The sequence below is a fragment of the Nocardia sp. NPDC004582 genome (assembly GCF_053602115.1).
Genome location: NZ_JBSGCY010000033.1, coordinates 22706 through 45644, shown reverse-complemented (window position 1 = coordinate 45644; position 22939 = coordinate 22706). Strand labels below are relative to the sequence as shown.

Sequence of the window (22939 nt, the reverse complement as noted above, 5' to 3'; positions counted from 1 at the left end):
CGGCGGCCATCGTGGTGCTGTTCGCCGTCGCGTATGCATTCAAACTCTTCAGTGCCAAGTTCCCGGGCGGACTGCGCGGTCGATAGGCGGTCCGCGCGGCGAGCAAGAATTGCGGCGCGCCACCCGGTGTGTACCGGCGCGGCTCGGCGTGTCGGGCCGGTTATCGGCCTTGAACTGGCATCGAACGTGATCGACGTCATAAAGTGTTGCGCGTTGGAAAGTTCCGTAGCGGTCCGCGACGGGACAAGGGCTCAACAAACGTCGGAAAGCAGGTCTCGTCTCAATGCGAATTGCTCGCAAACTGGCAGTTGGAGCGTTTCTCGCCGCTGCCGCTTCCGCTGTGCTGGGTGCCGGTTCTGCCTCCGCGGTGGCCGTGACGCCGCTGCCGGGCGGGATTCAGGTGGATCTCACCGCGGCGGACACGCAGTGGGTGGCGCAGAACCACTTCGGACAGGTCATCGCCGGCCTGCCGCATCCGTCGGCCGCGTCGTTCGGGGAAGCCCTGGACTCGGCCGCGGCGCTGTCGTCGCAGTACCCGGGCGGCCGCGTGGTGTTCACCGTGTACGGTCCGTTCAACGAGCTGAACGGCACGATGCTGGCCCTGCAGTAGGGACAGTCTCCGCAGTGGAACTGCATCAACGGATCGTGTCGGCGCCGGTGGACTTCGGCGCCGTCCGAACCGAGTTCGGACTGGCCTCGGACTACCCGTCCGAGGCCGTCTCGGAAGCCCGCGACGCGGTCGACGCGTTCGCGGGCGCCCGAGCCGACCGGCGGGAGATTCCGCTGGTCACCATCGATCCCCCGGGTGCCATGGATCTGGACCAGGCCGTCTGCCTGGAACGCACCCCGAGCGGCGGATTCCTCCTGCACTACGCCATCGCCGACGTGGCCGCGGTGGTCGTCCCCGGCGGGCCGCTGGCCCGCGCCTCGCTGGCCCGCGGCCAGACCTTCTACTTCCCCGACGGCACCGTCCCGCTGCACCCGCCGGTGCTGAGCGAGGGCCTCGCCAGCCTGCTGCCCGACGTCGACCGCCCGGCCGCGTTGTGGACCATCGAATGCGACGCGCACGCCGAACCGGTGCGCTTCTCGGTGACCCGCGCGCTGGTCCGTTCCCGCGCCCGCCTCGACTATCAGGGCGTGCAGGCCGACGCCGACAACGGCCGCCTGCACCCGTCGATCGCCGCGCTGCCCGACTTCGGGCGGCTGCGCATCGCGGCCGGCATCGCGCGCGGCGCGATCACGCTGCGACTGCCCGCCCAGACCGTGGTGCGCGACGGCGCGCAAGCCGGAGTCGATCACTGGCAACTCGCTATCGAACCGCGTACCGCCGCCGACGATTGGAACGAACAGGTTTCCCTCCTGACCGGCATGTGCGCTGCCCGAATCATGCTTGATGGACATAACTCGAACGGCTCCGGCAAACCCGCGCCGCCGGGTTTGCTGCGGACCATGCCCCCGGCTCCGCCCACGGCTATCGAGTCCATGCGGCGTACCGCCGCGGCGGTCGGGGTGGCCTGGCCGACGGACGAGTCGGTGGGCCGCATGCTGGCCGGTCTGGACTGCAATACTCCCGCCGCCCTGGTGCTCATGTCGGAAGCCGTCAGTCTGCTGCGCGGGGCGAACTACACGATCCTGAACGGGCAGGACCCGGAAACGCTGCGGCACAGCGCGATCGCCGGGACCTATGCTCACGTGACCGCTCCGCTGCGTCGCCTCGCCGACCGCTACGCCACCGAGATCTGCCTGGCCTTCTGCGCGAAAACCGAAGTCCCGCACTGGGTTCTCGACGAACTCAGCACCGCCGTCGACACCATGCGCCGCACCGACGCCCTCGCCGGCAAGGTCGAACGCGCCTGCCTGGACCTCACCGAGGCCACCGTCCTGTCCCCGCGCCTGCACACCGACTTCGACGCCGTCGTGCTCCGCGAAGCCAACGGCACCCGCCCCGCCGAGATCTTCATCGCCGACCCACCCGTCCTGGCCAAGTGCACCGGCAAGCCGCCCGAGGGCGAGAACATCCAGGTCCGCCTCGCCGAAGCCGACCCCGCCACCCGCACCGTCACCTTCTCCTATCCGCCCGGAGCCGAACCCGCCTCCAGCCCCTGACCTGTCGCGCCACCATGGCGAGCATGATGCCGAGGACGGCGGGTCCCTGGTGCGGCCCGCTGGGCCCGAAGGGCGCGCGGCGGCGAGACGCTGCCGCCGTGGTGGTCCGTGCCGGCCGGTCAGCTCAGCGGGTGGTGGTGGACGAATTCGACGGCGTCGGGGTACTGCGCGAGGGCTTTGGCGGCGGCTGCCGCCTCGGCGTCGCAGAGGCGCTGGTAGGTGTAGTCGGCGTCGACGGCGTGGGTGCGGATCGTGTTCAGGGCTTCCACGGCGTCACGATGGTCGCCGAGCACTCCCTGCAGGTGTTTGGCCTGCTTGCCGAGGTCCTCGGCGGGTTTGCCGAGGACGGCGGTGGCGGCCTCGGCGGAGTAGCGCAATCGCTTGGCGGCCTTGCGGATATCGTGCAGCCGCTCGATGCGCTCGTCGCCGGACAGGCCGTGCTCGGCGTGCACGAGGTGGCGCAGCTTGCGGAGGTCGCGGCGCAGGACCTTGGTGAAGACCGGTTCGGCGGGTTCGCCGGCGCGGGAGTCCTTCAGCGGCGGGTCGGTGATCAAGTCCCGCAGGTCACGGAGCAGCGCGGCGTAGCGGCGGTCGCCGAACGCGGCGACCACCGCGCGGTGGGCTCCGGCATAGGTGTCGCGTTCCTCGGTGATGAGCCGCTGTGCGAAACCTTGGTGGTGAACGGCCTTCTCGTCCGTCGGCACCGCCTGTTCGGCGGGTGTCGCGGTGACGGCGAGCAGCTCGGTGAAGCGTTCGGCGCGGACCTCCGCGTCCCGCGCCACCCCGAGTAGCCCGGCCAGCCAGCGCAATTCGTCGGTGATCTCGGTGACGGCCGTGCGGCGCAACACCCGCCGATAGGACTTGAGCACGCTGCGCAGTCGCCGGGTGGCCACCCGCATCTTGTGTACCGAGTCCGGAAGGTCCTGGCGCACATCGGGTTCGGCGGTACACAGCCGGTCCACATCGGCGGCTACTGCGTCGACCAAGGCGGGACCGGCTGTGGTGCTCATCTACGTCCTGTACTTGTCGGTGGCTTCCACCAGGTGGTGGGTGATGCCGGGTTCGAGGGCCGCGTGGCCGGCGTCGGCCACCAGGTGCAGTTCCGAGTTCGGCCAGGCCCGGTGCAGATCCCAGGCGCTGGTGGCCGGGCACACGACGTCGTAGCGGCCCTGCACGATGACGCCGGGGATGTGGGCGATGCGGTCGATGTCGCGCAGCAGCTGACCTTCGTCGAGGAAGCCGCGGTTGACGAAGTAGTGGTTCTCGATGCGCGCGAAGGCCAGCGCGAAGCGCGGATCGGCGGTCTCGGCGACCCGATCCGGCTGGGGCAGCAGGGAACTCGTGGCACCCTCCCAGGTGGACCACGCGACGGCCGCGTCGGTGGCGAGAGCGGCATCGGGGGAGTGCAGCAGGCGGTGATAGACCTCGACGAGGTCGTGCCCGCGGTCGGCTTCCGGCACCGGCGCCAGGAACTTCTCCCACTCGTCGGGGTACACGTACCCCGCGGAGCCATTGTAGTACCAATCGATTTCCTTGCGCCGCAACAGGAATATGCCGCGCAGCACCAGCTCGGCGACCCGCTCGGGATGGGTCTGGGCGTAGCTCAACGCCAGCGTCGAACCCCAGGACCCGCCGAACACCAGCCACCGCTCGACGCCCAGATGCGTTCGCAGCCTTTCGATATCGGCGACCAGATCCCAGGTGGTGTTGTGCTCGAGGCTCGCCCCGTCGGCGATGTGCGGCGTCGACCGCCCGCACCCGCGCTGATCGAACAGCACGATCCGGTACGCCTCGGGATCGAAGAACTGCCGGTGGTAGGGCGCGGTGCCGCCGCCCGGCCCGCCGTGCAGGAAGACAGCGGGCTTGCCGTCCGGATTGCCGCTCACCTCGTAGTAGAGCGACTGGCCGTCGCCGACGTCCAGCATGCCCTGCTCGTAGGGCTCGATCACCGGGTACAGGGTGCGCATCAGCCCGCCACCAGCCCCGCGGCCATATTCGGGATCTCCAGCGCCGACAGCGTCTGATCCCGCACGTCCGAACAGCTCTTGGTGGTGACCCGGTCGACCACGCCGCGATCGCCCGGCAGTTGCAGCAGGAAGCCGTTCTGGGTGGCCCACTGCAGCACGGTCGCGTTGAACGCGATCTTGCCCAGCGTCGGCCCCTGCACCCGCCAGTCCGACAGCTGCGGGCGCAGCATGTCGCAGATCTGCTTGGCCTGATCGTCGGAGATGTTCAACGCCGCACCGGTGCTCGGCGTGGTCGCCGGCGCCGTGGTGAGCGGTGAGCCGGAGCCCTTGGGCTGCGACGACCCGGTGGAGGTGTTGTCCCCGCACGCCGCGGTCAACGCGACGGCGGCCAGCGCCGCGCCCAGCAGCGACGTGCGGCGGATCCAGCGACTCGTTCCACGATCCATGAATTCCCTTTGGTCGTTCCAGCTCGTTGGCTTTCGAGTCTGCCACCAAAAGCGGGCTGTGGACCGAGATGACGGGGCCCGAAGGCTGGGGAATAGCCGGAAGCTATGGGTCGTGCCGGGTTGGGCATCGGCCCATCGCGCAGCGAAACGCCCCCGCGATCATCGCGGGGGCGTTCTGGTTCACTGCGCGGCCGGACCGCTCAGTAGCTGTGCTCCGGGCCGGGGAACACCCCGCGCCGCACCTCGTCGGCGTAAGTGGCTGCGGCGGTGCGCAATTGCCCGCCCACATCCGCGAACTGCTTGACGAACTTGGCGGTCTTGCCGCCGGTGTAGCCCACCATGTCCTGCCAGACCAGCACCTGCGCATCGCATTCCGCGCCCGCGCCGATGCCGACGGTCGGAATGGTCAGCTTGCGGGTGACCTGCCCGGCCAGCTCCGCGGGCACCATCTCCATCACGACCGAGAAGGCCCCGGCCTCCTGCACCGCGATGGCGTCGGCGATGAGCTGCTCGGCACCGTCGCCGCGGCCCTGCACCCGGAATCCGCCCAGGGTGTTGACACTTTGCGGGGTGAAACCGATGTGCGCCATCACCGGAATGCCGGCGGCGGTGAGCTTGTGGATGGTGTCGGCGACGCGCTCGCCGCCCTCCAGCTTCACCGCGTGCGCGCCGGTCTCCTTCATGAACCGCACGGCCGTGGCCAGTGCCTGTTCGGGGGAGGACTCGTAGCTGCCGAACGGCAGGTCCGCCACGACCAGCGCGTGCGGGGCGCCCTTGACGACGCCGCGCACCAGCGGGATCAGTTCGTCGACGGTGATCGCCACGGTGGTGTCGTAGCCGTACACCACATTGGCGGCCGAGTCGCCGACCAGCAGGACCGGAATCCCGGCCTCTTCGAAGAGCCGTGCGGTGGAGTAGTCGTAGGCGGTGAGCATCGACCAGCGTTCGCCCGCCTGCTTCATCTGCTGCAGGTGCTGCACTCGCGTCTTCCGCTTTCGCTCCGCCTCCCCGCGGTTGGGAGTTTTCGGCGCCGAACCGTACACAGGGGTTTCCGCATCGGATACGGACATCATCGTCCCTTTCGTCGTTCCTCGAGGCCCGTGCCGGGTCCCCGGGTTGTTCTGACGTCCTCAGTCTGCCATCGCGGCCGCTCACCCCAGGAATGCAATTGCTCACATCTCAGCCGACCGGTCCCTTCGCCAGCTGGATGCGCTCGGACCGGTTCTGCCCGGTCGCGTCGGTCCACTTCAAGGTGACGGTGTCGCCCGGGTGGTGCAGGTCCATGGTCGCGGTGAGGTCGGTGGCCGTGGTGATGGTGTGGTCGTCGAGGCCGGTGATGACGTCGCGAGGGGCCAGCCCGAGCTGATCGGCGGGCCCGCCCTGCACCACGCCCCGGATCTGCGCGCCGCCTCCGGCGGAGGTCACCGAGACGCCGATGAAGGCGGTGTCGCCGAGGTGGACGCGGTCCGAGCCCTGGCCCGCCTGAATCTGCTTGGCGACCCCGACCGCCTTGTTGATCGGGATGGCGAAGCCCTGGCCGCCGCCGATGCTGAACCGGAACCCCGTGGACGCGGCCGTGTCCATCCCGATCACCTTGCCGGTCGCGTCGACCAGCGGCCCGCCGGAATCGCCCGGCTCGATATTCGCGGCCACCTGGATGAGACCGGTCAGCTGCTCGGAGCTGCCGGTGGTCTCGTCGCTGGCGGTGATGGACCGGTTCAGCGCGGTCACCGTGCCCTGGGCGGGAGTGGGCTCGCCGCGGCCGCCCGCGTTGCCGACGCCGACCACGGCGTCACCGACCGTCACCTTGTCCGAATCGCCGAGCGGCGCGGTCTGCAGCCCCGCCGCCCCGGTCAGTTTGATGACGGCCATGTCCTCGCTGCGATCGAACCCGACCACGGTGGCCTCGTAGGTCTGCCCGTTCCCCAGATCGGTCGCCGAGATCCTGGTCGCGCCCTCCACCACGTGATTGTTGGTGAGCACGATGCCATCCGAGCCCAGCACGATGCCGGTGCCCGCGCCCTGGCCGTTCTGCAGCCCGAGCTCGGTGTCGATATCCACGATGCCCGGCACCACATTTCGCGCGGCCGCGTCGAGATCGGCTGGCGCGGTGGTGAAGTCGATCGGCTGGCTCTTCGTCACCCCGCCCGGCGATTCCGCGACCGGCGCGCCCGGCAGGGTCGAGGGCCCGCACGCGACCAGTCCCAGCGTGGCGGTCAGCGCGACCACCGCCGCCGCGGCGATGCGCAGCGCGCGGGGGCGGGTCGAGCGAGTAGTGGACCGATTCGGCGAAAGTGGTTGCACGGACATGGCATCCCCTCGTATGTAGAGCCCCCGGTTCTCTCCCATTAAGCATGCGGTTTCTGAGAGCGGCCTGGGGACTTTCCGTGCGAACACCCACGTACCGAGCCGGACCGGCGCCGCACCTCCACCATGGCCGAAACCGTGACATGGCACGATCGTGGGATGGCGTTGATGCGAACCGGCCGGGTCGTGCTCATGGCGACGGCGTTGGCGATGACCGCGGCTGCGTGCACCAGCGTGGTGGACGGCAATCCCACCGCGTCGGCACCGGTGGGGATGGAATCGTTCTACAACCAGACCCTGAACTGGGGCAGCTGCCGCGAGTACAGCGAGGACCAGATGCCGCGCGGGGCCGAGTGCACCCGGGTGACCGTGCCGGTCGATTACGCCAATCCCGGCGGGGCCACCGCCAAGATCGCCATCTCGCGGGTCAAGGCGAGCGGCGCCAAGATCGGTTCGCTGCTGTTCAATCCGGGTGGCCCGGGCGTGACCGGCCTGAGCATGGTCACGCTCGGCGACAACACTGCGCTGGCCGACCGCTTCGACCGGGTCGGCTTCGATCCGCGCGGCATCGGCGCGTCGCAGCCCGCGATCAAGTGCCGCACCGACGCCGAGAACGACGCCCAGCGCGCCGAGCCGAACAAGGACAACTCGCCCGCCGGCATCGCCGCGCTGGAGGCGGAGAACAAGGACTTCGCGAACAAGTGCGTCGAGCGCACCGGCAAGGAGTTCCTCGGCCACGTCGGCACCCGCGAGGTCGTGCAGGACATGGACGTGATCCGGGCCGCGCTCGGTGACGCCAAGCTGAGCTACGTGGGCTACTCCTACGGCACCCGCCTGGGCTACGCCTACGCCGAGAAGTTCCCCGACAAGGTGCGCGCCCTGGTCCTCGACGGCGCGCTGGATCCGGAGCAGGATCCGGTCAAGGAGTCGGTCGCGCAGGCGGCCAGTTTCCAGAAGGCGTTCGACGCCTACGCGGTGGACTGCGCGGCCAAGGAGAAGACCAACTGCCCGCTCGGCGACGATGCCGGTCAGGCCACCAAGAAGTTCCGCGCCCTCGTCGACCCGCTGTGGGACAAGCCGGTGCCCACCCAGGACGGTCGCGGCCTGCACTACGGCGACGCCGTCACCGGCGTCCAGCAGACCCTGTACTCCAACCGCCTGTGGCCCGCCCTCACCAAGGGCCTGCGCGAACTGGCCCAGGGCAGCGGCGACACGCTGCTCGCGCTGGCCGACATGTACGACGGCCGCCACGACGACGGCACCTACGACAACAGCGCCGACGCCTTCAACGCGATCCGCTGCGTGGACGATCCGGCCATCAGCGACCGCGCCGTCGCCGCCAAGCAGGACGCCGACTATCGCCGGGTGGCGCCGTTCCTCGACGACGGCCACGGCAGCGATGCCGCCCCGCTGGAACTGTGCGCCATCTGGCCGGTCCCCAATACCAGCACCCCGCACAAGCTTTCGATCCCGAACCTGCCCAAGGTCGTGGTGATCTCCACGACCGAGGATCCGGCCACCCCCTATCAGGCCGGCGTGGACCTGGCCCAGCAGCTCGGCGCGTCGCTCATCACCTTCAACGGGACACGCCACACGGTGTCGCTGTCCGGTGTGAAATGCGTCGACGACCCGGTCATCGACTACCTGGTCGACCTGAAGCAGCCCGCCCAGGGCCTCACCTGCTGATCGATGGCGCCCGGGCCGCGCGCCGGAATCGCCGCGCGGTTCGGGGTCGTCACTGCTGAGGGTTCCGAGAGTTGAATCTGTCGACGTATGTAACACGGATTTAACTCCGGGACCCTACAGTCGCGGTCATGGACCGTCAGAAGGAATTCGTGCTCCGGACGCTCGAAGAGCGGGACATCCGTTTCGTGCGTCTCTGGTTCACCGATGTCCTGGGATATCTCAAGTCCGTGGCGATCGCGCCCGCCGAGCTCGAGGGCGCGTTCGAGGAGGGTATCGGCTTCGACGGTTCGGCCATCGAGGGGTTTGCCCGGGTCTCCGAGGCGGACATGGTGGCCAAGCCGGATCCGTCCACCTTCCAGGTGCTGCCGTGGTCCACCTCCAAGGGGCATCAGCATTCGGCGCGCATGTTCTGTGATATCGCCATGCCCGACGGTTCGCCGTCGTGGGCCGACCCCCGGCACGTGCTGCGGCGTCAGCTCAACAAGGCCGGTGACCTCGGGTTCAGCTGCTACGTGCACCCGGAGATCGAGTTCTTCCTGCTCAAGCCCGGCCCGCACGACGGCACCTCGCCGATCCCGGCCGACAACGGCGGCTTCTTCGACCAGGCCGTGCACGACGAGGCCCCGAACTTCCGCCGCCACGCCATCGACTCGCTGGAGTCCATGGGCATCTCGGTGGAGTTCAGCCACCACGAGGGCGCGCCCGGCCAGCAGGAGATCGACCTGCGCTACGCCGACGCGCTGTCCATGGCCGACAACGTCATGACCTTCCGCTACCTGATCAAGGAAGTGGCCATCGACGAGGGTGTGCGCGCGAGCTTCATGCCCAAGCCGTTCGCCGACCACCCGGGTTCGGCCATGCACACCCACATGTCGCTGTTCGAGGGCGAGCAGAACGCCTTCGCCGACCCGGACGATCCGGACAACCTGTCCGAGACCGCGCGCGCCTTCATCGCCGGCATCCTCGAGCACGCGCACGAGATCTCCGCGATCACCAACCAGTGGGTGAACTCCTACAAGCGCCTCATCCACGGCGGCGAGGCCCCGACGGCCGCCTCCTGGGGTCGCTCGAATCGTTCTGCGCTGGTGCGGGTCCCGATGTACACCCCGAACAAGTCGGCCTCGCGGCGCGTCGAGATCCGTAGCCCTGACAGCGCCTGCAACCCCTACCTGGCCTTCGCGGTGCTGCTGGCCGCGGGCCTGCGGGGCATCGAGAAGGGCTACACGCTGCCCCCGGAGGCCGAGGACGACGTGTGGTCGCTGACCTCGGCCGAGCGTCGCGCCATGGGCTTCCGTGAGCTGCCCGCGTCCCTGGACGAGGCGCTCAAGGCGATGGAGAAGTCCGAACTGGTCGCCGAGACCCTCGGCGAGCACGTCTTCGACTTCTTCCTGCGCAACAAGCGCCGCGAATGGGCGGGTTACCGCGCCCAGGTGACGCCGTACGAGCTGAAGGAATACCTGGGTCTCTGACCCTCGCAAAACACCCGAATCGGGCCGCGATCCTCGTGATCGCGGCCCGATTCGCGTCTCTCGCCGTCACTCTCATGCCCTGATCGGCACGTCACCGTGGCCACTCGGTGGCGTCGCGGACCGGAAGCGGATTGGACACAGTGTCTGGTTTGAGCGGGATGGGTGGCATGTCTGGTGGGCGCGACCTGTAATTTGAAGGGCATGGTTCGGCCACCGACTGCTCGTTCCGCTGTGCCCGGTGTCGGGCGGCTCGGTCTGCTCGAGCCGTCGGCCGCCGCCTCTCTGCGAGAGTTGGCGTGGGACAACGTGGACAGCGTTCCCCTGCTGTGGGCGCTGTCGCGTTCCCCCGACGCCGATCTGGCGCTGCTGACGCTGATCCGGCTGCGTGAGCGGCTCGGGAGCGATTGGGCCGCCGTGGATTCCGAACTGCGCCGCGACTCCGCGCTGCGCGGGCGGCTGTTCGCGCTGGTCGGCTCCTCCAGCGCCTTCGCCGACCACCTGGTGGCCGATCCGGACGCGTGGCGGCTGCTGCGGCGGCCCACGCTGCCCAGCCGCGCGGAAGTGCTGGCCGATCTGCTCGACGCCGTGCACGCCGTCCCGGAGAGCGGGGCCGCGGCCGGGCCCATGATGTACCGGGCGGGGATCTCCGGGCCCGAGGCGATCGCCTTGCTGCGCAAGCGGTATCGCGATCAGCTCATGCTGCTGGCCGCCATCGACCTGGCCGCCACCGTCGAGAACGAACCGGTGCTGCCGTACCAGCAGGTGGGTCAGCACCTCACCGATCTGGCCGATGCCGCGCTCACCGCGGCGCTGTCGGTCGCGGTCGCGCGGGTGTGCCAGGACCGTGACGTGCCGGTGCATCTGGCCGTCATCGCCATGGGCAAATGCGGTGCGCGGGAACTGAACTACGTCTCCGACGTGGATGTCATCTTCGTCGCCGAGCCGGCCGACACCACCGCCACCCGGCTCGCCGCCGAGATGATGAGCGTCGGCAGCGCCGCCTTCTTCGAGATCGACGCCGCGCTGCGGCCCGAGGGCAAGGCGGGGGCGCTGGTCCGCACCCTGGACTCGCACATCGCCTACTACAAGCGCTGGGCGCGCACCTGGGAGTTCCAGGCGTTGCTCAAGATGCGGCCCGCCACCGGCGATCTCGACCTCGGCCGCGAGTACCAGAAGGCCCTCATGCCCATGGTGTGGGCGGCCAACGAGCGGCCCGACTTCGTGGCCGACGTGCAGGCCATGCGCCGTCGCGTCGAGGACCTGGTGCCCGCGGACCTGCGTGAACGCGAGCTCAAACTCGGGCACGGCAGTCTGCGCGATGTCGAATTCGCCGTCCAGCTGCTGCAATTGGTGCACGGCAAGGCCGACGAGTCGCTGCACGTGCAGAGCACCGTGGAGGCTTTGGGCGCGCTGGCCGCGGGCGGCTACGTGGGCCGCGACGACGCCGCCAACCTCACCGCCTCCTACGAATTCCTGCGCCTGCTCGAACACCGGCTGCAGCTGCAGAAGCTCAAGCGCACCCACACCCTGCCCGCCCCCGAGGACGAGGAGGGCATGCGCTGGCTGGCGCGCGCCGCGCACATGCGCCCCGACGGGCGGCAGGACGCGGTCGGGGTGCTGACCAGCGAGATCAAACGCAACGCGGTGCGGGTGCGGCGGCTGCACGCCAAGCTGTTCTACCGGCCGCTGCTGGACTCGGTGGCGCGCATGGACGCCGCCCAGCTGCGCCTGAGCCCCGAAGCGGCCGTGCGGCAGCTGGCCGCGCTGGGCTACGTGTCCCCGGAGAACGCGCTCGGCCACCTCAAGGCGCTGACCGGCGAGGTCGGCCGCAAGGGTCGCATTCAGGCGCTGCTACTGCCCACCTTGCTCGAATGGCTCGGCGAGACACCCAATCCCGACGCGGGCCTGCTCGCCTACCGGCGGGTCTCCGAGGGCCTGGACAACGAGATCTGGTTCCTGCGCGAACTGCGTGACGAAGGGGCGATCGCGCAACGGCTGATGATCGTGCTCGGCTCCTCGGCGTACCTGCCGGATCTGCTGATCAACGCGCCCGAGACGATCCGCATGTACGCCGACGGCCCGAACGGGCCGCTGCTGCTGGCCACCAAGCCCGCCGACGTGGCGCGCGGAATCCTGTCCGGGGCACGGCGTTACGACGATCCCAAGCGCGCGGTCGCCACCGCGCGCTCGCTGCGCCGGCACGAGCTGGCCCGGGTCGCCTCCGCCGACGTGCTCGGCATGCTCGACGTCCAGCAGGTGTGCGCGGCGCTGTCCTCGGTGTGGATCGCCACCCTGGAAGCCGCGCTGCAGGCCGTGATCCGGGCCAGTGAGGCCGAACTCGGCCGGCCGGCGCCCGCGGATTTCGCCGTCATCGGCATGGGCCGGCTCGGCGGCATGGAATTGGGCTACGGCTCCGACGCGGACGTGCTGTTCGTCTGCGACCCGCGGCCCGGCGAGGACGAGACCGTCGCGGTGAAATGGGCGGTCGGCGTGGCCGAACAGGTGCAGCGGCTGCTCGGCGCGCCGAGTACCGACCCGCCGCTGCAGGTCGACGCCGGGCTGCGCCCCGAGGGCCGCAATGGCGCGCTGGTCCGCACCCTGGCCGCGTACGCCGCCTACTATCAGCAGTGGGCGCAGCCGTGGGAGGTCCAGGCGCTGCTGCGCGCGCACCAGGTCGCGGGCGACCCCGCACTCGGAGTCCGCTTCCTGCGCACCATCGATCCGGTCCGCTACCCCGAGGGCGGCATGTCGCCCGAGGGCGTCCGCGAGATCCGCCGCATCAAGGCCCGCGTCGACTCCGAACGCCTCCCGCGCGGAGCCAATCCGGCCACCCACACCAAACTGGGCCGCGGCGGCCTCGCCGATATCGAATGGACCGTCCAGCTCCTGCAACTGCTGCACGCCCACGAGGTCCCCGAACTCCACAACACCTCCACCCTGCAATCCCTCGACGCCATCGAACGCGCCGAACTCATCGACACCGCCGACGCCGCCCTCCTGCGCGACGCCTGGCTCACCGCCACCAAGGCCCGCAACGCCCTGGTCCTGGTCCGAGGCAAACCCGCCGACCAACTCCCCGGCCCCGGCACCCTCCTCTCCGCGGTAGCCCGCGTCGCCGGCTGGCCCAACGACGACGGCAGCGAATTCCTCGACCACTACATGCGCGTCACCCGCCGCGCGAAAACAGTGGTGGAAAGGGTCTTCGGCGGCGAATAGCGACGCGCGGGAGGCGTCGGCGGGACAGGGAGGCTATCGCCCCGGATACTCGACATCGACCCAGGCCCACCCGGCCTGACGGGCGATCGCGAGCAGCTGCGTGCGCGCGCTACACGAACCGGGCTGATGGCCGTCGCCCGCGGTGCACAGCCGATGCGGCCACAACAGGATCCTCACGCCGTCGGAAGTCCGCATCGACGGCGTCAGCGGCAGTCGGTGATGGTTGACCCGAGATGTGGTCCAGGACAACGTCGTCACCGCCCTACGTCCGATGCCGGCCGCGGTGCAGCCGCCCCGCCCGCCCGCGCGCAGGCGCCTCCACATACCTCGAACCGTCGAGACACAGTCTGAGAAACCGGGCCTCACCACCCGGATGCTCATCCCGGTAGAAACCCCACCCGCTCCAGCCGATCACGGCCAGGCAGAGGGCGAGAATCGACAGCAGCGCCCATGTGTCCCAAAGCATTACGGCATCCCCTCGAATCGTGTGGTTCCCGAATGGCCTGATTCCCGAACAGCGTCGCGGGCGTTTTCGCTCGGCGCTGATTCCCGGTGCACCCAGGATGGCCGACGAGTTCCGTTCACTGTGTGCTGCACGCGAATTACGATGGGTGCACATACTGTGCATGCTCAGGCTGTGCACGCTCATGGTGTGCATGCTCACCATGAGCACACCGGTCCTGAGCAATCCGTAGATTGCGAGGCTAACTAACATGGCCGGATCAACGGTCTCCCGCAGGGCATTTGGAAACTTCTTGCGTCAGATGCGAGAAGGGGCGAAGAAGACGGCCTTGGCAGCTGGGCTACACGCTGAAACCTCTCGCATGACCATCGTGCGGCTGGAAGACGGGCTGCTCACGAAGATGACCACCATGCAGCTCGAAAGCCTGCTCACCTTCTATCAGGCAGACCAGGCGAGTCGAGCGGAGGCGCTGAATCTCTGGAAAGAGGTCAGAGAACAGGCCAAAGCCGATAAGTTGCAAGGAAATTCGAAAGGGTTCTGGCAGCCGTACGCGGATCAATTACCTTCGCATTTTCCGCATTACCTGCGGCTCGAAACGGCAGCCGATCGCATGACCACGCATCAGCTCGTGTTGGTCCACGGTCTGTTGCAGACAGCTGATTATCGCCGGGCGATCGCCAAGCTCGATGCGCCGGAGCTGTCGATCGTCGATACCGAGCGGCGGATCGAATTGATGGAGCGTCGACAGACCCGCCTCGATAACCCCGCCTTCCAGTTGAAGGTCTTTCTGTCGGAGGCGGTCCTGCGGCATCGCCCAGCGGAACCCGCCGTGATGGCCGCGCAGCTGCGCTGGCTGGCCGAGGTGGGTGAGCGGGAAAACGTTGGTATCCGCGTCATTCCATTCGGTATCGGACCTCATCGGGGTCTTGTGATGCAGTCATTCACGTTGCTCGAGTTCGACAGTCTCCAGAGCCGCCTGACAGAGCCGCCGGTCGTCTACCTCGAGGGTGCTGTAGGGGCGCTCTATCACGATCGAACAGACGTGATCGACCGATATCGCGCGGCGATCGACGCTCTGCAAACGGTAGCGTTGACTGAGGACGACACCAGGACCATGGTGCTCGAGGTGGCGAAGGAGTATGCGGCGTGAACAATCCGCCTATCCGGCAGTGGTACAAGTCCACCCGAAGTGAGACCTCGAACCAGTGCGTCGAGGTCTATCAGGACGATGATCGAGTCGGTGTTCGCGACTCGAAGAATCCCGGTGGCCCGGAACTGTTCTTCGACGGCTCCGAATGGGACGCCTTCCTCGGCAGCCGCATCTGGGACCGCTGACGCGGGGACGCGCGGCTCAGCCGAGTGTGCGAGCCCGACCACGGAAGTAGGGGCAGGAAAGTTGGAACTCTGATGCTTCAGACGTGCGTAGGGTGGCAACGACGTCACGAGATATGAGGAGCGCCCATGAAAGTCGCTGCCAGCCAACGCATTGTCGCTGTTGTGGCCGGATGCCTGATCACCGCTGCCGCGGCCGGAACCGCCGGCGCCGCGCCGGTGGTGCTGCAGCCGGCCGCTGAAGGGACCGCCACGCCTGTTGTGGCCGAAACCGGATCGTTGGAGCGCGCGCTCGGCGGTGATGTGGGGTTCTCGGTGAGTCAGGGCTCGAGCGACATGTACTGGAACATCCTCGACCTGGTGGTCTGTGATCTGCTTCGAGCCGGTCCGTTCATCTGCGGCCCCCGGGTGGAGGCCACCGGAATGCACCTGGTCTCGACTGAGTAGACCGGAGCGTCCGCGCCGGCCGGCGGATCGTCTAGCGTCGCAGGAACTCCACGGCGATGCGTTCGAACGCGTCCTTCGCCTCGAGCATGATCCAGTGTCCACAGTTCGGGAACACATGCAGTTCGGCGTGCGGGATGCTGCGCATCGGCAGCAAGGCCATATCGAGCGGCGTCTGGCGATCATCGCGTCCCCACGCGAGTAGCGTCGGGCAAGCGACCTTGTGCATCATCGCCCAGTACGGCGGCCTGTCGGTGTCGGCCAGCATGCGCACGCGCTCCGCGAAAGCCTGTTTGCCATACATGGATTTGATCGAGTCCAGCGCGTCCGGGTCCAGCGCGGTCTGCCAGCGCTCCTCGATCAACTCCTCGGTGACGAGTTCCGGACTGTAGGACATGCACCGCAACCAGCGGATCAGGTTCTCCCGTGTCGGCTGCTCCGTGAAATCCTGCAGGATCTGAGACCCCTCGCTGAGGGGCTGGGTGAGCAGATTCGGTCCCACCCCGCCGATGCACACGAGCTTGTCGACACGGGCCGAGTGGTGGATCGCCAGGTTCAGCCCGACCACCCCGCCCAGCGAGTTCCCGATGACGGCCGCGGATTCGATGCCCAGCGCGTCCATGAAGCGGACCACCGCATCCATCGCGGTCCAGACCGGATTGCCCGGAACCGGGTCACTGATCCCGAATCCGGGGAACTCGAGCACGTAGCAGTGGTAGTGCTTCGCGAACGCTGCCAGGCTGCCACGGTAGTTCCGCCAGCCGCTCACCCCGATCCCCGAACCGTGCAGCATCGCCAGCGGTGGCCCATCACCGACCTCGTGGTATCGCAGAACGCCTGTGTCCGTGACGATTTCACGCTTCGTGGCTTCAAAGGTTGTCTCCATGAACTCGAAACTAGAACGCGTTCCTGAGATCGACATGTGTAATTGTTGAGGGATGCAATGGATTTCGCTGTGCTGACTCCAGCGGCACCGACAGTCCGGGGTCAATCGAGGTGGTCGTCCGGGGCGGGTGCGGGGGCGATGCCGGCGGAGGGGAATTCGGCTCCGAGGGTGGGGCGGACGTGGGGAGGTGGGGTGCCGAGTAGTTCGTTCTCGCGGTTGCGGAGGAGCCAGGGCGGGCAGGTGTGGGCCGCGTCGGGGTTTGGGGTGCGGGCGGCGGGAGCGAACATGCCCGGAGGTATGGCGGTGGTGGGAGATTCGGGGCGGGACGGCGGGGTGAGGGGGCGAGGCTGAGTGGCGGGCTCGGGGGTGATTGGGGCCGGGAAGCTGCGGGCGGGGTCGGGGAAGGGGATGGGGGAGTAGCGGTTCGGTGGCGTGCCGACCGGGGAAGCGGGGTGGCCGGGGCGGGTCGGTTCGCCGACCGGTGGTGTCGAGAGCGGGGAAGGGGAGCTTGGGATTGCGGCGGGATGGGTGTCGGCGGTCGTCGACGGGTGGTCGTGATCGGAGTGCGATGACCACCGATCCGCGGCGGGGTCCGCGGCCTGTCCCGAAGCGATCGCCGGCTCGCCGAGATCGGATCGGTGCTGGGGGATGGGCTGTGCGGCTGAGGAATTCGTTGGCGTGGTCCTATCGGTGGCCTGTGGCCGGTGCTCGCCGAGGTCTGCGGGATTTCCCATGGCGTAGCGGTTCGACGTGGGTCCGAGCGCGGTGTCGGACAGTGGGTTGGAGGCAGGGGTCGGATCCGTTGCGCCACCGGTGTTTCCGGATGCGTCGGACTCGCCCGGTGCGGTGATCGCGAAGAAGGCGGGGATCCCCGAGCCCGCGGGCGGGTAGATCGGCGTGTAGTTGGCGTCGAGGGCCGCGAGGGCGAGCTGGTATTGCTCGTCTCGGTCGAATCGGGAGCCGTGGGTCACCGGTGGGGGCACGGTTTTGCGGAGGGCTTCGGCGCCGAAGGCGGCGGCGATCATGCGGTGGCCGGTGCTGTGGGTGATCTCGGCGGTGTCGGTGGCGTCCTGGACGAATCGGCGGGCGGCGGCCGCGGCGGCGTCGGCGAGGCGGCCGGTCATGCTGTCGGCGAGAGCGGTGTGGATGGTGGCGTGCAGGGTGGTGACGGCGCCGAAGATGCTGTCGGCGATGGTGACCCAGGTGTCGGCCGCGGTGCGCAGGTCGCCGGGATTCATGGCTTGGACGCAGTCGTGGATCCGGTGGTGGGACAGCTGGGTGAAGTCTTCGACGCGGTCGATGTAGTCGGGGTCGGTGGCGCGGCCGGCGAGGCGGGCCTGGTCGTGCTCGGCGCCCGATTGGCTCAGGCGGGCGCTGCGCCGCAAGGCTTCCGGTTCCATCGGCGACCCTCCCATCGTCCGGCTTCCGAGTGCTTGGACGCGGGAGGGCCGATGCCGGTTCCCGATGGCGCCGCTCAGCCTTTGCGGGCTTGCAGGGTGTAGCTGAGGGGCAGGCGTTCGGGGTGTTCGATCAGACGCCATTCCCAGTGCTCGTCGTGGACCAGGCGGCCCGGCAAGGGATTCGAGGGGACGCTGTCGTGTTCGACGAGCTGGGTGAGGGTGAGGTCGGCTTGCAGGAGGGCTTCGACGATCTCGCCCAGGCCGTGATTCCATTCGTGGGTCGTCGTATGGGCCACGGTGGAATCGGTTTGGACGTACGTGGTCTCGTCGTCGAACACCATCGGATCGGCGGTCTCGAAATACGGGTACCCGATGGTCAGGGCATCGGTGCGGGTCTCGTCGACGGACCACAGCACCGGGTGGTACTCGCGCAGGAACAGACGGCCGCCGGGCCGCAGCAGCGCGGCCACGGTCATCGCCCAGCGGCGGATGTCGGGCAGCCAGCACAGTGCGCCGACCCCGGTGTAGACCAGCCCGAACCGCCGCCCGCCGAGCGCGGATACCGCGTCGTAGATATCGGATTCGACGTACTCGATCGGCGTCGCGGTGGCGTCGGCCAGCTTGCGGGCCTCGGCCAGCGCGGCGGGGGAGAAGTCCAGGCCGGTCACGGTCGCGCCCAGCCGGGCCAGCGACAGCGTGTCGGTGCCGATATGGCATTGCAGGTGTACCGCGTCGACGCCGCGAATATCGCCGAGCCGTGGCAGATCGAAGCGCACCACATGGCTGAGAAAGGACGGGTCGGTCCGGAACTCGTCCAGGTGGTAGTCGAGGGAATCGGCGTGCAGCGGCGCGCGATCGTTCCAGTTGGCCCGGTTCAGGCCGCGATAGTCGCTCATGGTCCTCGACTGTGTCACGAACTGTCGTTGCGGGACCGGGGACTTCGTGCGATATCTCGGTGGATACTTGTCCCGAGTGGTGTGGGAGGCGAGATGGGGGACAACACGGATTCGGGGCGTTCCGGACCGGCGTCCTCGACGGCGAGGACGCCTGCCTGAAGACCTACAGGTGAGCCGGGCGGGTGAAATCCGCTCAGGCGCTGGGCAGGTGCGCTTCGAGCCAGTTCACCAGGTCGGTGAGCACCTTGTCCTGCTCGGGCTCGTTGTAGATCTCGTGGTAGAGCCCGTCGTAGCGGATGATCGTCTTGTCCTTGGACGCGGCGTCGCGTTCCACCCGGTCGGTGCCGGTGGGTGAGGCGAGGCCGTCGGCGCTGCCGTGCTGGACCAGCAGCGGCGCGGTCAGCCGGTCCAGGTGCGACTTGACGTACTCCCCGGCGCGCAGCATCTCCCCGGCGGTGCGGGCGGGCACGCCGCCGTGATGCACCAGCGGGTCGGCGTCGTAGGCGCGCACCACCTCGGGGTCGCGGCTGACCAGCTTCGAATCCAGTTTCACCACAGGCACATTCGGCAGATACCTGGCCACCAGCGGCGCGACCAGGCGCTGCACGGCATTGCCGGCCTCGATGTCGATGGCCGGGCCCGACAGCACCAGGCCGTCCACCTCGGGCTGGTCGCGGGTGGCGAAGTAGGCGGTGGTGAGCCCGCCCATGCTGTGGCCGATGACGAATTTCGGCAACCCCGGATGGCGGCCGGTGGCGGTGGCGAGCATGGTGCGCACATTGTCTGCGGCGGTGTCGAGCGAGCCGATATTGGCCCGCGCGCCCTCGGACTTGCCGTGCCCGGTGTGGTCGAGCGCGTAGACGGCGAACCCGGATTCGGCGAGGCGCTGCGCCACATGCGCGTACCGCCCGGAATGCTCGGCGTACCCGTGCACGATCACCGCCACCGCGCGCGGCTCGCTGTCGGGCAGCCACGCCTGCCAGAACACGCGGCCGCCCGCGCCTTGGAATTCACCGGTCTCCGTGCGGGTCATCGCCGCTCCTTCGAGTCGAGGTCGTCACGTACCTACGAGGGCAGGGGTGCCGGGTCGCCGTCTCGGCCGCCACCGTGCGCGTCCGAAATGTCGCCAACCGGCGGAGCCATTCTCGCGCATCGGACGCGCGATGGGGCGGGCACCGGCGACCGCGTGGCGGCGCGCACGATCGATCCTCGGCATCTGGCCGATCGGGTGTGGGCGGCGAGTACGGCGGCGCGGTCAGAAGGCGGCGATGCGGTCGATGAGCAGCCGGTTGAACCGGATCAGCCGGGCGTAGTTGGCGCGGGAGATGCGTTCGCCGGTGCCGTGGATGCGTTCCAGGTCGGCGGCGGACAACATGATCGGCGCGAAGTTGCAGCGGGTCGCGGCCAGATCGTCGTAGTAGCGGGAGTCGGTGGCGGCCGGGACCACGCCGACCGTGACGGCCAGCCCCGGCACCACCGCGCGCGCGACATCGGCGACCACCTCGAAGTCCGGTCCGGCGCTCGGATCGGCCGACGGCTCCGAGCAGGTGCCGTCGAGTTCGATGGCGACGCCGTCGTCGCGCACCACTCTGCGGCAGTGCGCCAGCACCCCGGCCACCGAATCACCGGGCAGGATACGGAAATTCACGTACGCTTCGGCCCGCTGTGGCAGCACGTTGGACTTGACCCCACCGCTGATCACGGTCGGCGCGGTGGTGGTGCGCACCAGCGCCTCGGTCTGCGGGCGGGCCGCCAGCACCCGCGTCGCGATCGGCCCGGCCACATTGATCAGCCCGAGCAGGGTGCGCCGCGGTTCGGACACGAATTGCCGCACCCGGGTGAGCATGTCGACGGCGACCGGGGTCAGCCGCAGCGGGAACGGATGGTCCTGGATCCGCGCCACCGCCCGCGCCAGCCGCCCGACCGCGGTCTGCCGCCCCGGCATGGACGAGTGCCCGCCCACGTCGGTCACCGACAGCCGCACCGTCGCGAATCCCTTCTCGCCCACCATGATCGTGGCCACCGGCACATCGATGCCCTCGGCGACGCCGACGGTGATCACGCCGCCCTCGTCCACCAGCAGCCGGGCCCGCACCCCGGCGTCCCGCAGCCGCCGCGACATCCGGCCCGCCCCCTCGGCCCCGAAGATCTCCTCATCGTGGCCGAACGCGAGATACACCGTCCGCGTGGGCCGGACACCGTCGCGCAGCGCCGCCTCGACCGCCTCCAGGATCGCGATCAGCCGGCTCTTGTCGTCGATCGCGCCGCGGCCCCAGATGAATTCGTCGTCCACGACCCCGGCGAAGGGGGGATACGGCCAGCCGTCGTGGTCGTCCACCGGCACGACATCCATGTGCGCCAGCAGAATCGCGCCGACGGCCTCACGACCGGTTCCCGGCTCGGGTCCGGTGGTCGCGGGTCCGTCCCCGCCCGCCCAGCGGTAGAGGCGGCTGTGGCCGAAGCTCTCCCAGCTGAGGTGGGTGTGGACCAGGGGGAAGGACTGCTCCACGTGGCTGATGAGCCGGTCGAATTCGGCCGGGTCGATGCGGCTGTGGTCCTCGTGGGAGACGGTGCGGCAGCGCAGCGCCCCGGCCAGCCGCTCGGCGGTGGCATCGTCGACGGTGGGCGCGTCGGTCGGCGCGGTGCTGGTCATGGGCTAACCGCCGGTCCGGGGAGGGAAGGTCAGGGCCACAGTGGCATTGTTCACCACATCGGTGGTCAGGGAGACGGTCTTCTCGTTTCGCCACTTCGGAATCGCCTCGCTGAGGCCGCCCGGCAGGTCCGGGACGCGGATTCCCGACAGCATCGGCAGGTGCAGCTGGGCGGCGGTCACGGTGACGGGGGCGTTGGCGGGCGGGTGCGCCCACACGTCGTCGACCACGTCGGTGACCCGGACGCCGATGCGGTGCCCGGCGGGAAGCGGCCAGTCCTGGCCGAGCAGGCGGACCTGGGTGGTCGGGGCGACCGGCGCGATGCCGCGGGTGATCACCGTGGCCCGATTGTCGGGCCCGATGTCGTAGACCTCGACGGTGACGCTGGCCGTGGCGGGACCGTCGAGGGTGAGGGTGGCGGTCGGCGCACCCGACAGCTGCTGATCCTCGGCGAGCGGTGCGGACACGGTCCATATCTCCCGGTCCGCGCCGGGCAGCAGCCCGCGATCGGTGTAGCGCCCGGCGCGCAGATCGATGTCGAGGGTACGGCTGTCGGCCGGCGGCCACGCGGTCTCCGCCCGCCAGCGGCCGTCGAACTGCCCGACGGTGACGCGCGGGCCGGGCACCGTCACATCCTTGCCCGCCACCTGCCGGTCGAAGAAGGCCAGCAGTTCCGAGGAGAACTGTGTCGCACCGCATTTCTCGCTGCAGTCGCGGTGCCCCCACTGCCCGAACAGGGCCTTGTGCTCGCCGGGGCCGAGCCCGTTCCACAGTTGGAGGACCCGGTCGGCGCGGGTGTTGTAGTCGAGGAACCCTTGGCCGAGGAACAGCGGAATGGTGTTGCCGCGCAGCTTCTCCACCAGATCGCGGTCGCGCCAGAACGGCGTGTTCGCGTCGTGATCGCTGGTCTCGGCCAGATAGCGCTGGTAGCAGGCCGGGTCGAAGGATGACGCGTTGGCCTTGTACTCGGCCGAGTCATTGACGTGCGCGGGTGTCGACGCGATCAGCAGGTGCTCGAATCCGGCCAGGTCCCCGGGCCGGAAACCCTGTTCGCTGATCGGTTTCAGCGAGAACTTCCACGCGATGCCCTGCATGTACAGGTACGCGTTGGGGTCGGCGACGACTTCGGACGCGGCCACCGCCGCCAGCCCGGCCGGCTTCTCGGCCAGCCCCATGAGCCCGGTCCAGCCCTCGTAGGACACCCCGTACATCCCGACCCGCCCGGTCGACCACGGTTGGGCCGCCGCCCATTCCACCGCGGTCTTCACATCCGACCGTTCACCCGGCCCCCCGAAATCCGGGCATCCGTTGGAGCCGCCGAACCCGCGCAGGTCCACGATCACGTAGGTGTATCCGGCGGCCAGGAGCATCGGCACCGGCAGATCCCCGGTCGAGGGCCCGCCGCCGGGCCGCAATTCGGTCAACCGCGCTTCGTGCGAGCGATACGGGCTCACCGTCATCACGACCGGTGTCCGCACCTCGTCCCCGAGCCCCACCGGTCGCAGCACATCCGCGTGCAACCGCGTCCCGTCGGGTGCGGTGATGAACTCCTCCCGCCACTGGTACCCCGGATCCGCGCTCGCCTGCCCCGGCGCGACCACAGCGCCCATCACCACCAGCACGCCGACCACCGCGCGCCACACCACCATCCGCATGCTCACCATAGTGAC

Annotated in this window: 19 protein-coding genes; 8 read left to right on the top strand and 11 right to left on the bottom strand. The window is 69.1% G+C overall.

The features are described from left to right. Nucleotides 1-367 precede the first annotated feature (367 nt). Together ACWELJ_RS12615 and ACWELJ_RS12610 are read left to right on the top strand one after the other, a co-directional pair. Nucleotides 368-610: a hypothetical protein gene (locus ACWELJ_RS12615; RefSeq protein WP_452366287.1), complete on the top strand. Its 243-nt coding sequence runs from the start codon at nt 368-370 to the stop codon at nt 608-610. A 14-nt stretch (nt 611-624) separates the two neighbouring features. Next, the gene (locus ACWELJ_RS12610; RefSeq protein ID WP_452366286.1) at nt 625-2106 is read left to right on the top strand and encodes an RNB domain-containing ribonuclease; all 1482 of its coding nucleotides are present in this window, start codon (nt 625-627) and stop codon (nt 2104-2106) included. Nucleotides 2107-2225: 119 nt separating this feature from the next. Here ACWELJ_RS12610 and ACWELJ_RS12605 read toward each other — a convergent pair whose 3' ends face one another. The 5 genes from ACWELJ_RS12605 to ACWELJ_RS12585 form a co-directional block, all read right to left on the bottom strand. Then, on the bottom strand, nt 2226-3116 hold the full coding sequence (locus ACWELJ_RS12605) for a CHAD domain-containing protein (RefSeq protein WP_452366285.1): 891 nt from the start codon (nt 3114-3116) through the stop codon (nt 2226-2228). After that, on the bottom strand, nt 3117-4073 hold the full coding sequence (pip, locus tag ACWELJ_RS12600; RefSeq protein ID WP_452366284.1) for a prolyl aminopeptidase: 957 nt from the start codon (nt 4071-4073) through the stop codon (nt 3117-3119). Continuing rightward, nucleotides 4073-4519, bottom strand: coding sequence for a hypothetical protein (locus ACWELJ_RS12595; protein ID WP_452366283.1), 447 nt, complete (start codon nt 4517-4519; stop codon nt 4073-4075). Before ACWELJ_RS12595 ends, pip begins: the two co-directional genes overlap by 1 nt. A gap of 200 nt (nt 4520-4719) precedes the next feature. Further along, nucleotides 4720-5589 carry a 3-methyl-2-oxobutanoate hydroxymethyltransferase gene (gene panB / locus ACWELJ_RS12590; protein WP_452366282.1) on the bottom strand — a complete coding sequence of 290 codons (870 nt, stop codon included), beginning with the start codon at nt 5587-5589 and terminating at the stop codon, nt 4720-4722. Between the two features lie 109 nt (nt 5590-5698). Beyond that, on the bottom strand, nt 5699-6829 hold the full coding sequence (locus tag ACWELJ_RS12585; protein ID WP_452366281.1) for a S1C family serine protease: 1131 nt from the start codon (nt 6827-6829) through the stop codon (nt 5699-5701). Between the two features lie 165 nt (nt 6830-6994). On the opposite strand from ACWELJ_RS12585, the gene ACWELJ_RS12580 reads away from it, so the two are divergent. The 6 genes from ACWELJ_RS12580 (at nt 6995) to ACWELJ_RS12555 (ending at nt 15439) form a co-directional block, all read left to right on the top strand. Further along, complete coding sequence (locus ACWELJ_RS12580) at nt 6995-8512, top strand: alpha/beta hydrolase (protein ID WP_452366293.1); 1518 nt, start codon at nt 6995-6997, stop codon at nt 8510-8512. Between the two features lie 128 nt (nt 8513-8640). Then, nucleotides 8641-9981 carry a glutamine synthetase family protein gene (locus ACWELJ_RS12575; protein WP_357278199.1) on the top strand — a complete coding sequence of 447 codons (1341 nt, stop codon included), beginning with the start codon at nt 8641-8643 and terminating at the stop codon, nt 9979-9981. 201 nt (nt 9982-10182) lie between these two features. Next, nucleotides 10183-13197, top strand: a complete 3015-nt coding sequence (locus ACWELJ_RS12570; protein WP_452366280.1) for a bifunctional [glutamine synthetase] adenylyltransferase/[glutamine synthetase]-adenylyl-L-tyrosine phosphorylase — start codon at nt 10183-10185, stop codon at nt 13195-13197. Between the two features lie 713 nt (nt 13198-13910). Continuing rightward, on the top strand, nt 13911-14810 hold the full coding sequence (locus ACWELJ_RS12565; RefSeq protein WP_452366279.1) for a helix-turn-helix domain-containing protein: 900 nt from the start codon (nt 13911-13913) through the stop codon (nt 14808-14810). Beyond that, a complete protein-coding gene (locus tag ACWELJ_RS12560; RefSeq protein WP_452366278.1) occupies nt 14807-14995 on the top strand; it encodes a DUF397 domain-containing protein in 189 nt (62 codons plus the stop codon). Before ACWELJ_RS12565 ends, ACWELJ_RS12560 begins: the two co-directional genes overlap by 4 nt. Before the next feature lie 126 nt (nt 14996-15121). Beyond that, nucleotides 15122-15439 (top strand): hypothetical protein, encoded by a 318-nt coding sequence (locus ACWELJ_RS12555; protein ID WP_452366277.1) that lies wholly within the window; start codon nt 15122-15124, stop codon nt 15437-15439. 31 nt (nt 15440-15470) lie between these two features. Here ACWELJ_RS12555 and ACWELJ_RS12550 read toward each other — a convergent pair whose 3' ends face one another. The 6 genes from ACWELJ_RS12550 to ACWELJ_RS12525 form a co-directional block, all read right to left on the bottom strand. After that, entirely contained in the window at nt 15471-16322 is an 852-nt protein-coding gene (locus ACWELJ_RS12550) for an alpha/beta fold hydrolase (protein WP_452366292.1), read from the bottom strand. A gap of 101 nt (nt 16323-16423) precedes the next feature. Continuing rightward, nucleotides 16424-17722, bottom strand: coding sequence for a PPE domain-containing protein (locus tag ACWELJ_RS12545; protein ID WP_452366276.1), 1299 nt, complete (start codon nt 17720-17722; stop codon nt 16424-16426). 74 nt (nt 17723-17796) lie between these two features. Beyond that, nucleotides 17797-18618 carry a class I SAM-dependent methyltransferase gene (locus ACWELJ_RS12540; protein ID WP_452366275.1) on the bottom strand — a complete coding sequence of 274 codons (822 nt, stop codon included), beginning with the start codon at nt 18616-18618 and terminating at the stop codon, nt 17797-17799. Nucleotides 18619-18811: 193 nt separating this feature from the next. Then, nucleotides 18812-19651 (bottom strand): alpha/beta hydrolase, encoded by an 840-nt coding sequence (locus tag ACWELJ_RS12535; RefSeq protein WP_452366274.1) that lies wholly within the window; start codon nt 19649-19651, stop codon nt 18812-18814. Nucleotides 19652-19873: 222 nt separating this feature from the next. Next, nucleotides 19874-21271: a M20/M25/M40 family metallo-hydrolase gene (locus tag ACWELJ_RS12530; RefSeq protein WP_452366273.1), complete on the bottom strand. Its 1398-nt coding sequence runs from the start codon at nt 21269-21271 to the stop codon at nt 19874-19876. A 3-nt stretch (nt 21272-21274) separates the two neighbouring features. Further along, nucleotides 21275-22933 (bottom strand): CocE/NonD family hydrolase, encoded by a 1659-nt coding sequence (locus ACWELJ_RS12525; RefSeq protein WP_452366272.1) that lies wholly within the window; start codon nt 22931-22933, stop codon nt 21275-21277. Nucleotides 22934-22939 lie beyond the last annotated feature (6 nt).

Coding starts and splice junctions, on each gene's coding strand:
- ACWELJ_RS12605 (WP_452366285.1), bottom strand. CDS start 3,116: ATGAGCACCACAGCCGGTCCCGCCTTGGTCGACGCAGTAGCCGCCGAT.
- pip (WP_452366284.1), bottom strand. CDS start 4,073: ATGCGCACCCTGTACCCGGTGATCGAGCCCTACGAGCAGGGCATGCTG.
- ACWELJ_RS12595 (WP_452366283.1), bottom strand. CDS start 4,519: ATGGATCGTGGAACGAGTCGCTGGATCCGCCGCACGTCGCTGCTGGGC.
- panB (WP_452366282.1), bottom strand. CDS start 5,589: ATGTCCGTATCCGATGCGGAAACCCCTGTGTACGGTTCGGCGCCGAAA.
- ACWELJ_RS12585 (WP_452366281.1), bottom strand. CDS start 6,829: ATGTCCGTGCAACCACTTTCGCCGAATCGGTCCACTACTCGCTCGACC.
- ACWELJ_RS12580 (WP_452366293.1), top strand. CDS start 6,995: ATGCGAACCGGCCGGGTCGTGCTCATGGCGACGGCGTTGGCGATGACC.
- ACWELJ_RS12575 (WP_357278199.1), top strand. CDS start 8,641: ATGGACCGTCAGAAGGAATTCGTGCTCCGGACGCTCGAAGAGCGGGAC.
- ACWELJ_RS12570 (WP_452366280.1), top strand. CDS start 10,183: ATGGTTCGGCCACCGACTGCTCGTTCCGCTGTGCCCGGTGTCGGGCGG.
- ACWELJ_RS12565 (WP_452366279.1), top strand. CDS start 13,911: ATGGCCGGATCAACGGTCTCCCGCAGGGCATTTGGAAACTTCTTGCGT.
- ACWELJ_RS12555 (WP_452366277.1), top strand. CDS start 15,122: ATGAAAGTCGCTGCCAGCCAACGCATTGTCGCTGTTGTGGCCGGATGC.
- ACWELJ_RS12550 (WP_452366292.1), bottom strand. CDS start 16,322: ATGGAGACAACCTTTGAAGCCACGAAGCGTGAAATCGTCACGGACACA.
- ACWELJ_RS12545 (WP_452366276.1), bottom strand. CDS start 17,722: ATGGAACCGGAAGCCTTGCGGCGCAGCGCCCGCCTGAGCCAATCGGGC.
- ACWELJ_RS12540 (WP_452366275.1), bottom strand. CDS start 18,618: ATGAGCGACTATCGCGGCCTGAACCGGGCCAACTGGAACGATCGCGCG.
- ACWELJ_RS12535 (WP_452366274.1), bottom strand. CDS start 19,651: ATGACCCGCACGGAGACCGGTGAATTCCAAGGCGCGGGCGGCCGCGTG.
- ACWELJ_RS12530 (WP_452366273.1), bottom strand. CDS start 21,271: ATGACCAGCACCGCGCCGACCGACGCGCCCACCGTCGACGATGCCACC.
- ACWELJ_RS12525 (WP_452366272.1), bottom strand. CDS start 22,933: ATGGTGAGCATGCGGATGGTGGTGTGGCGCGCGGTGGTCGGCGTGCTG.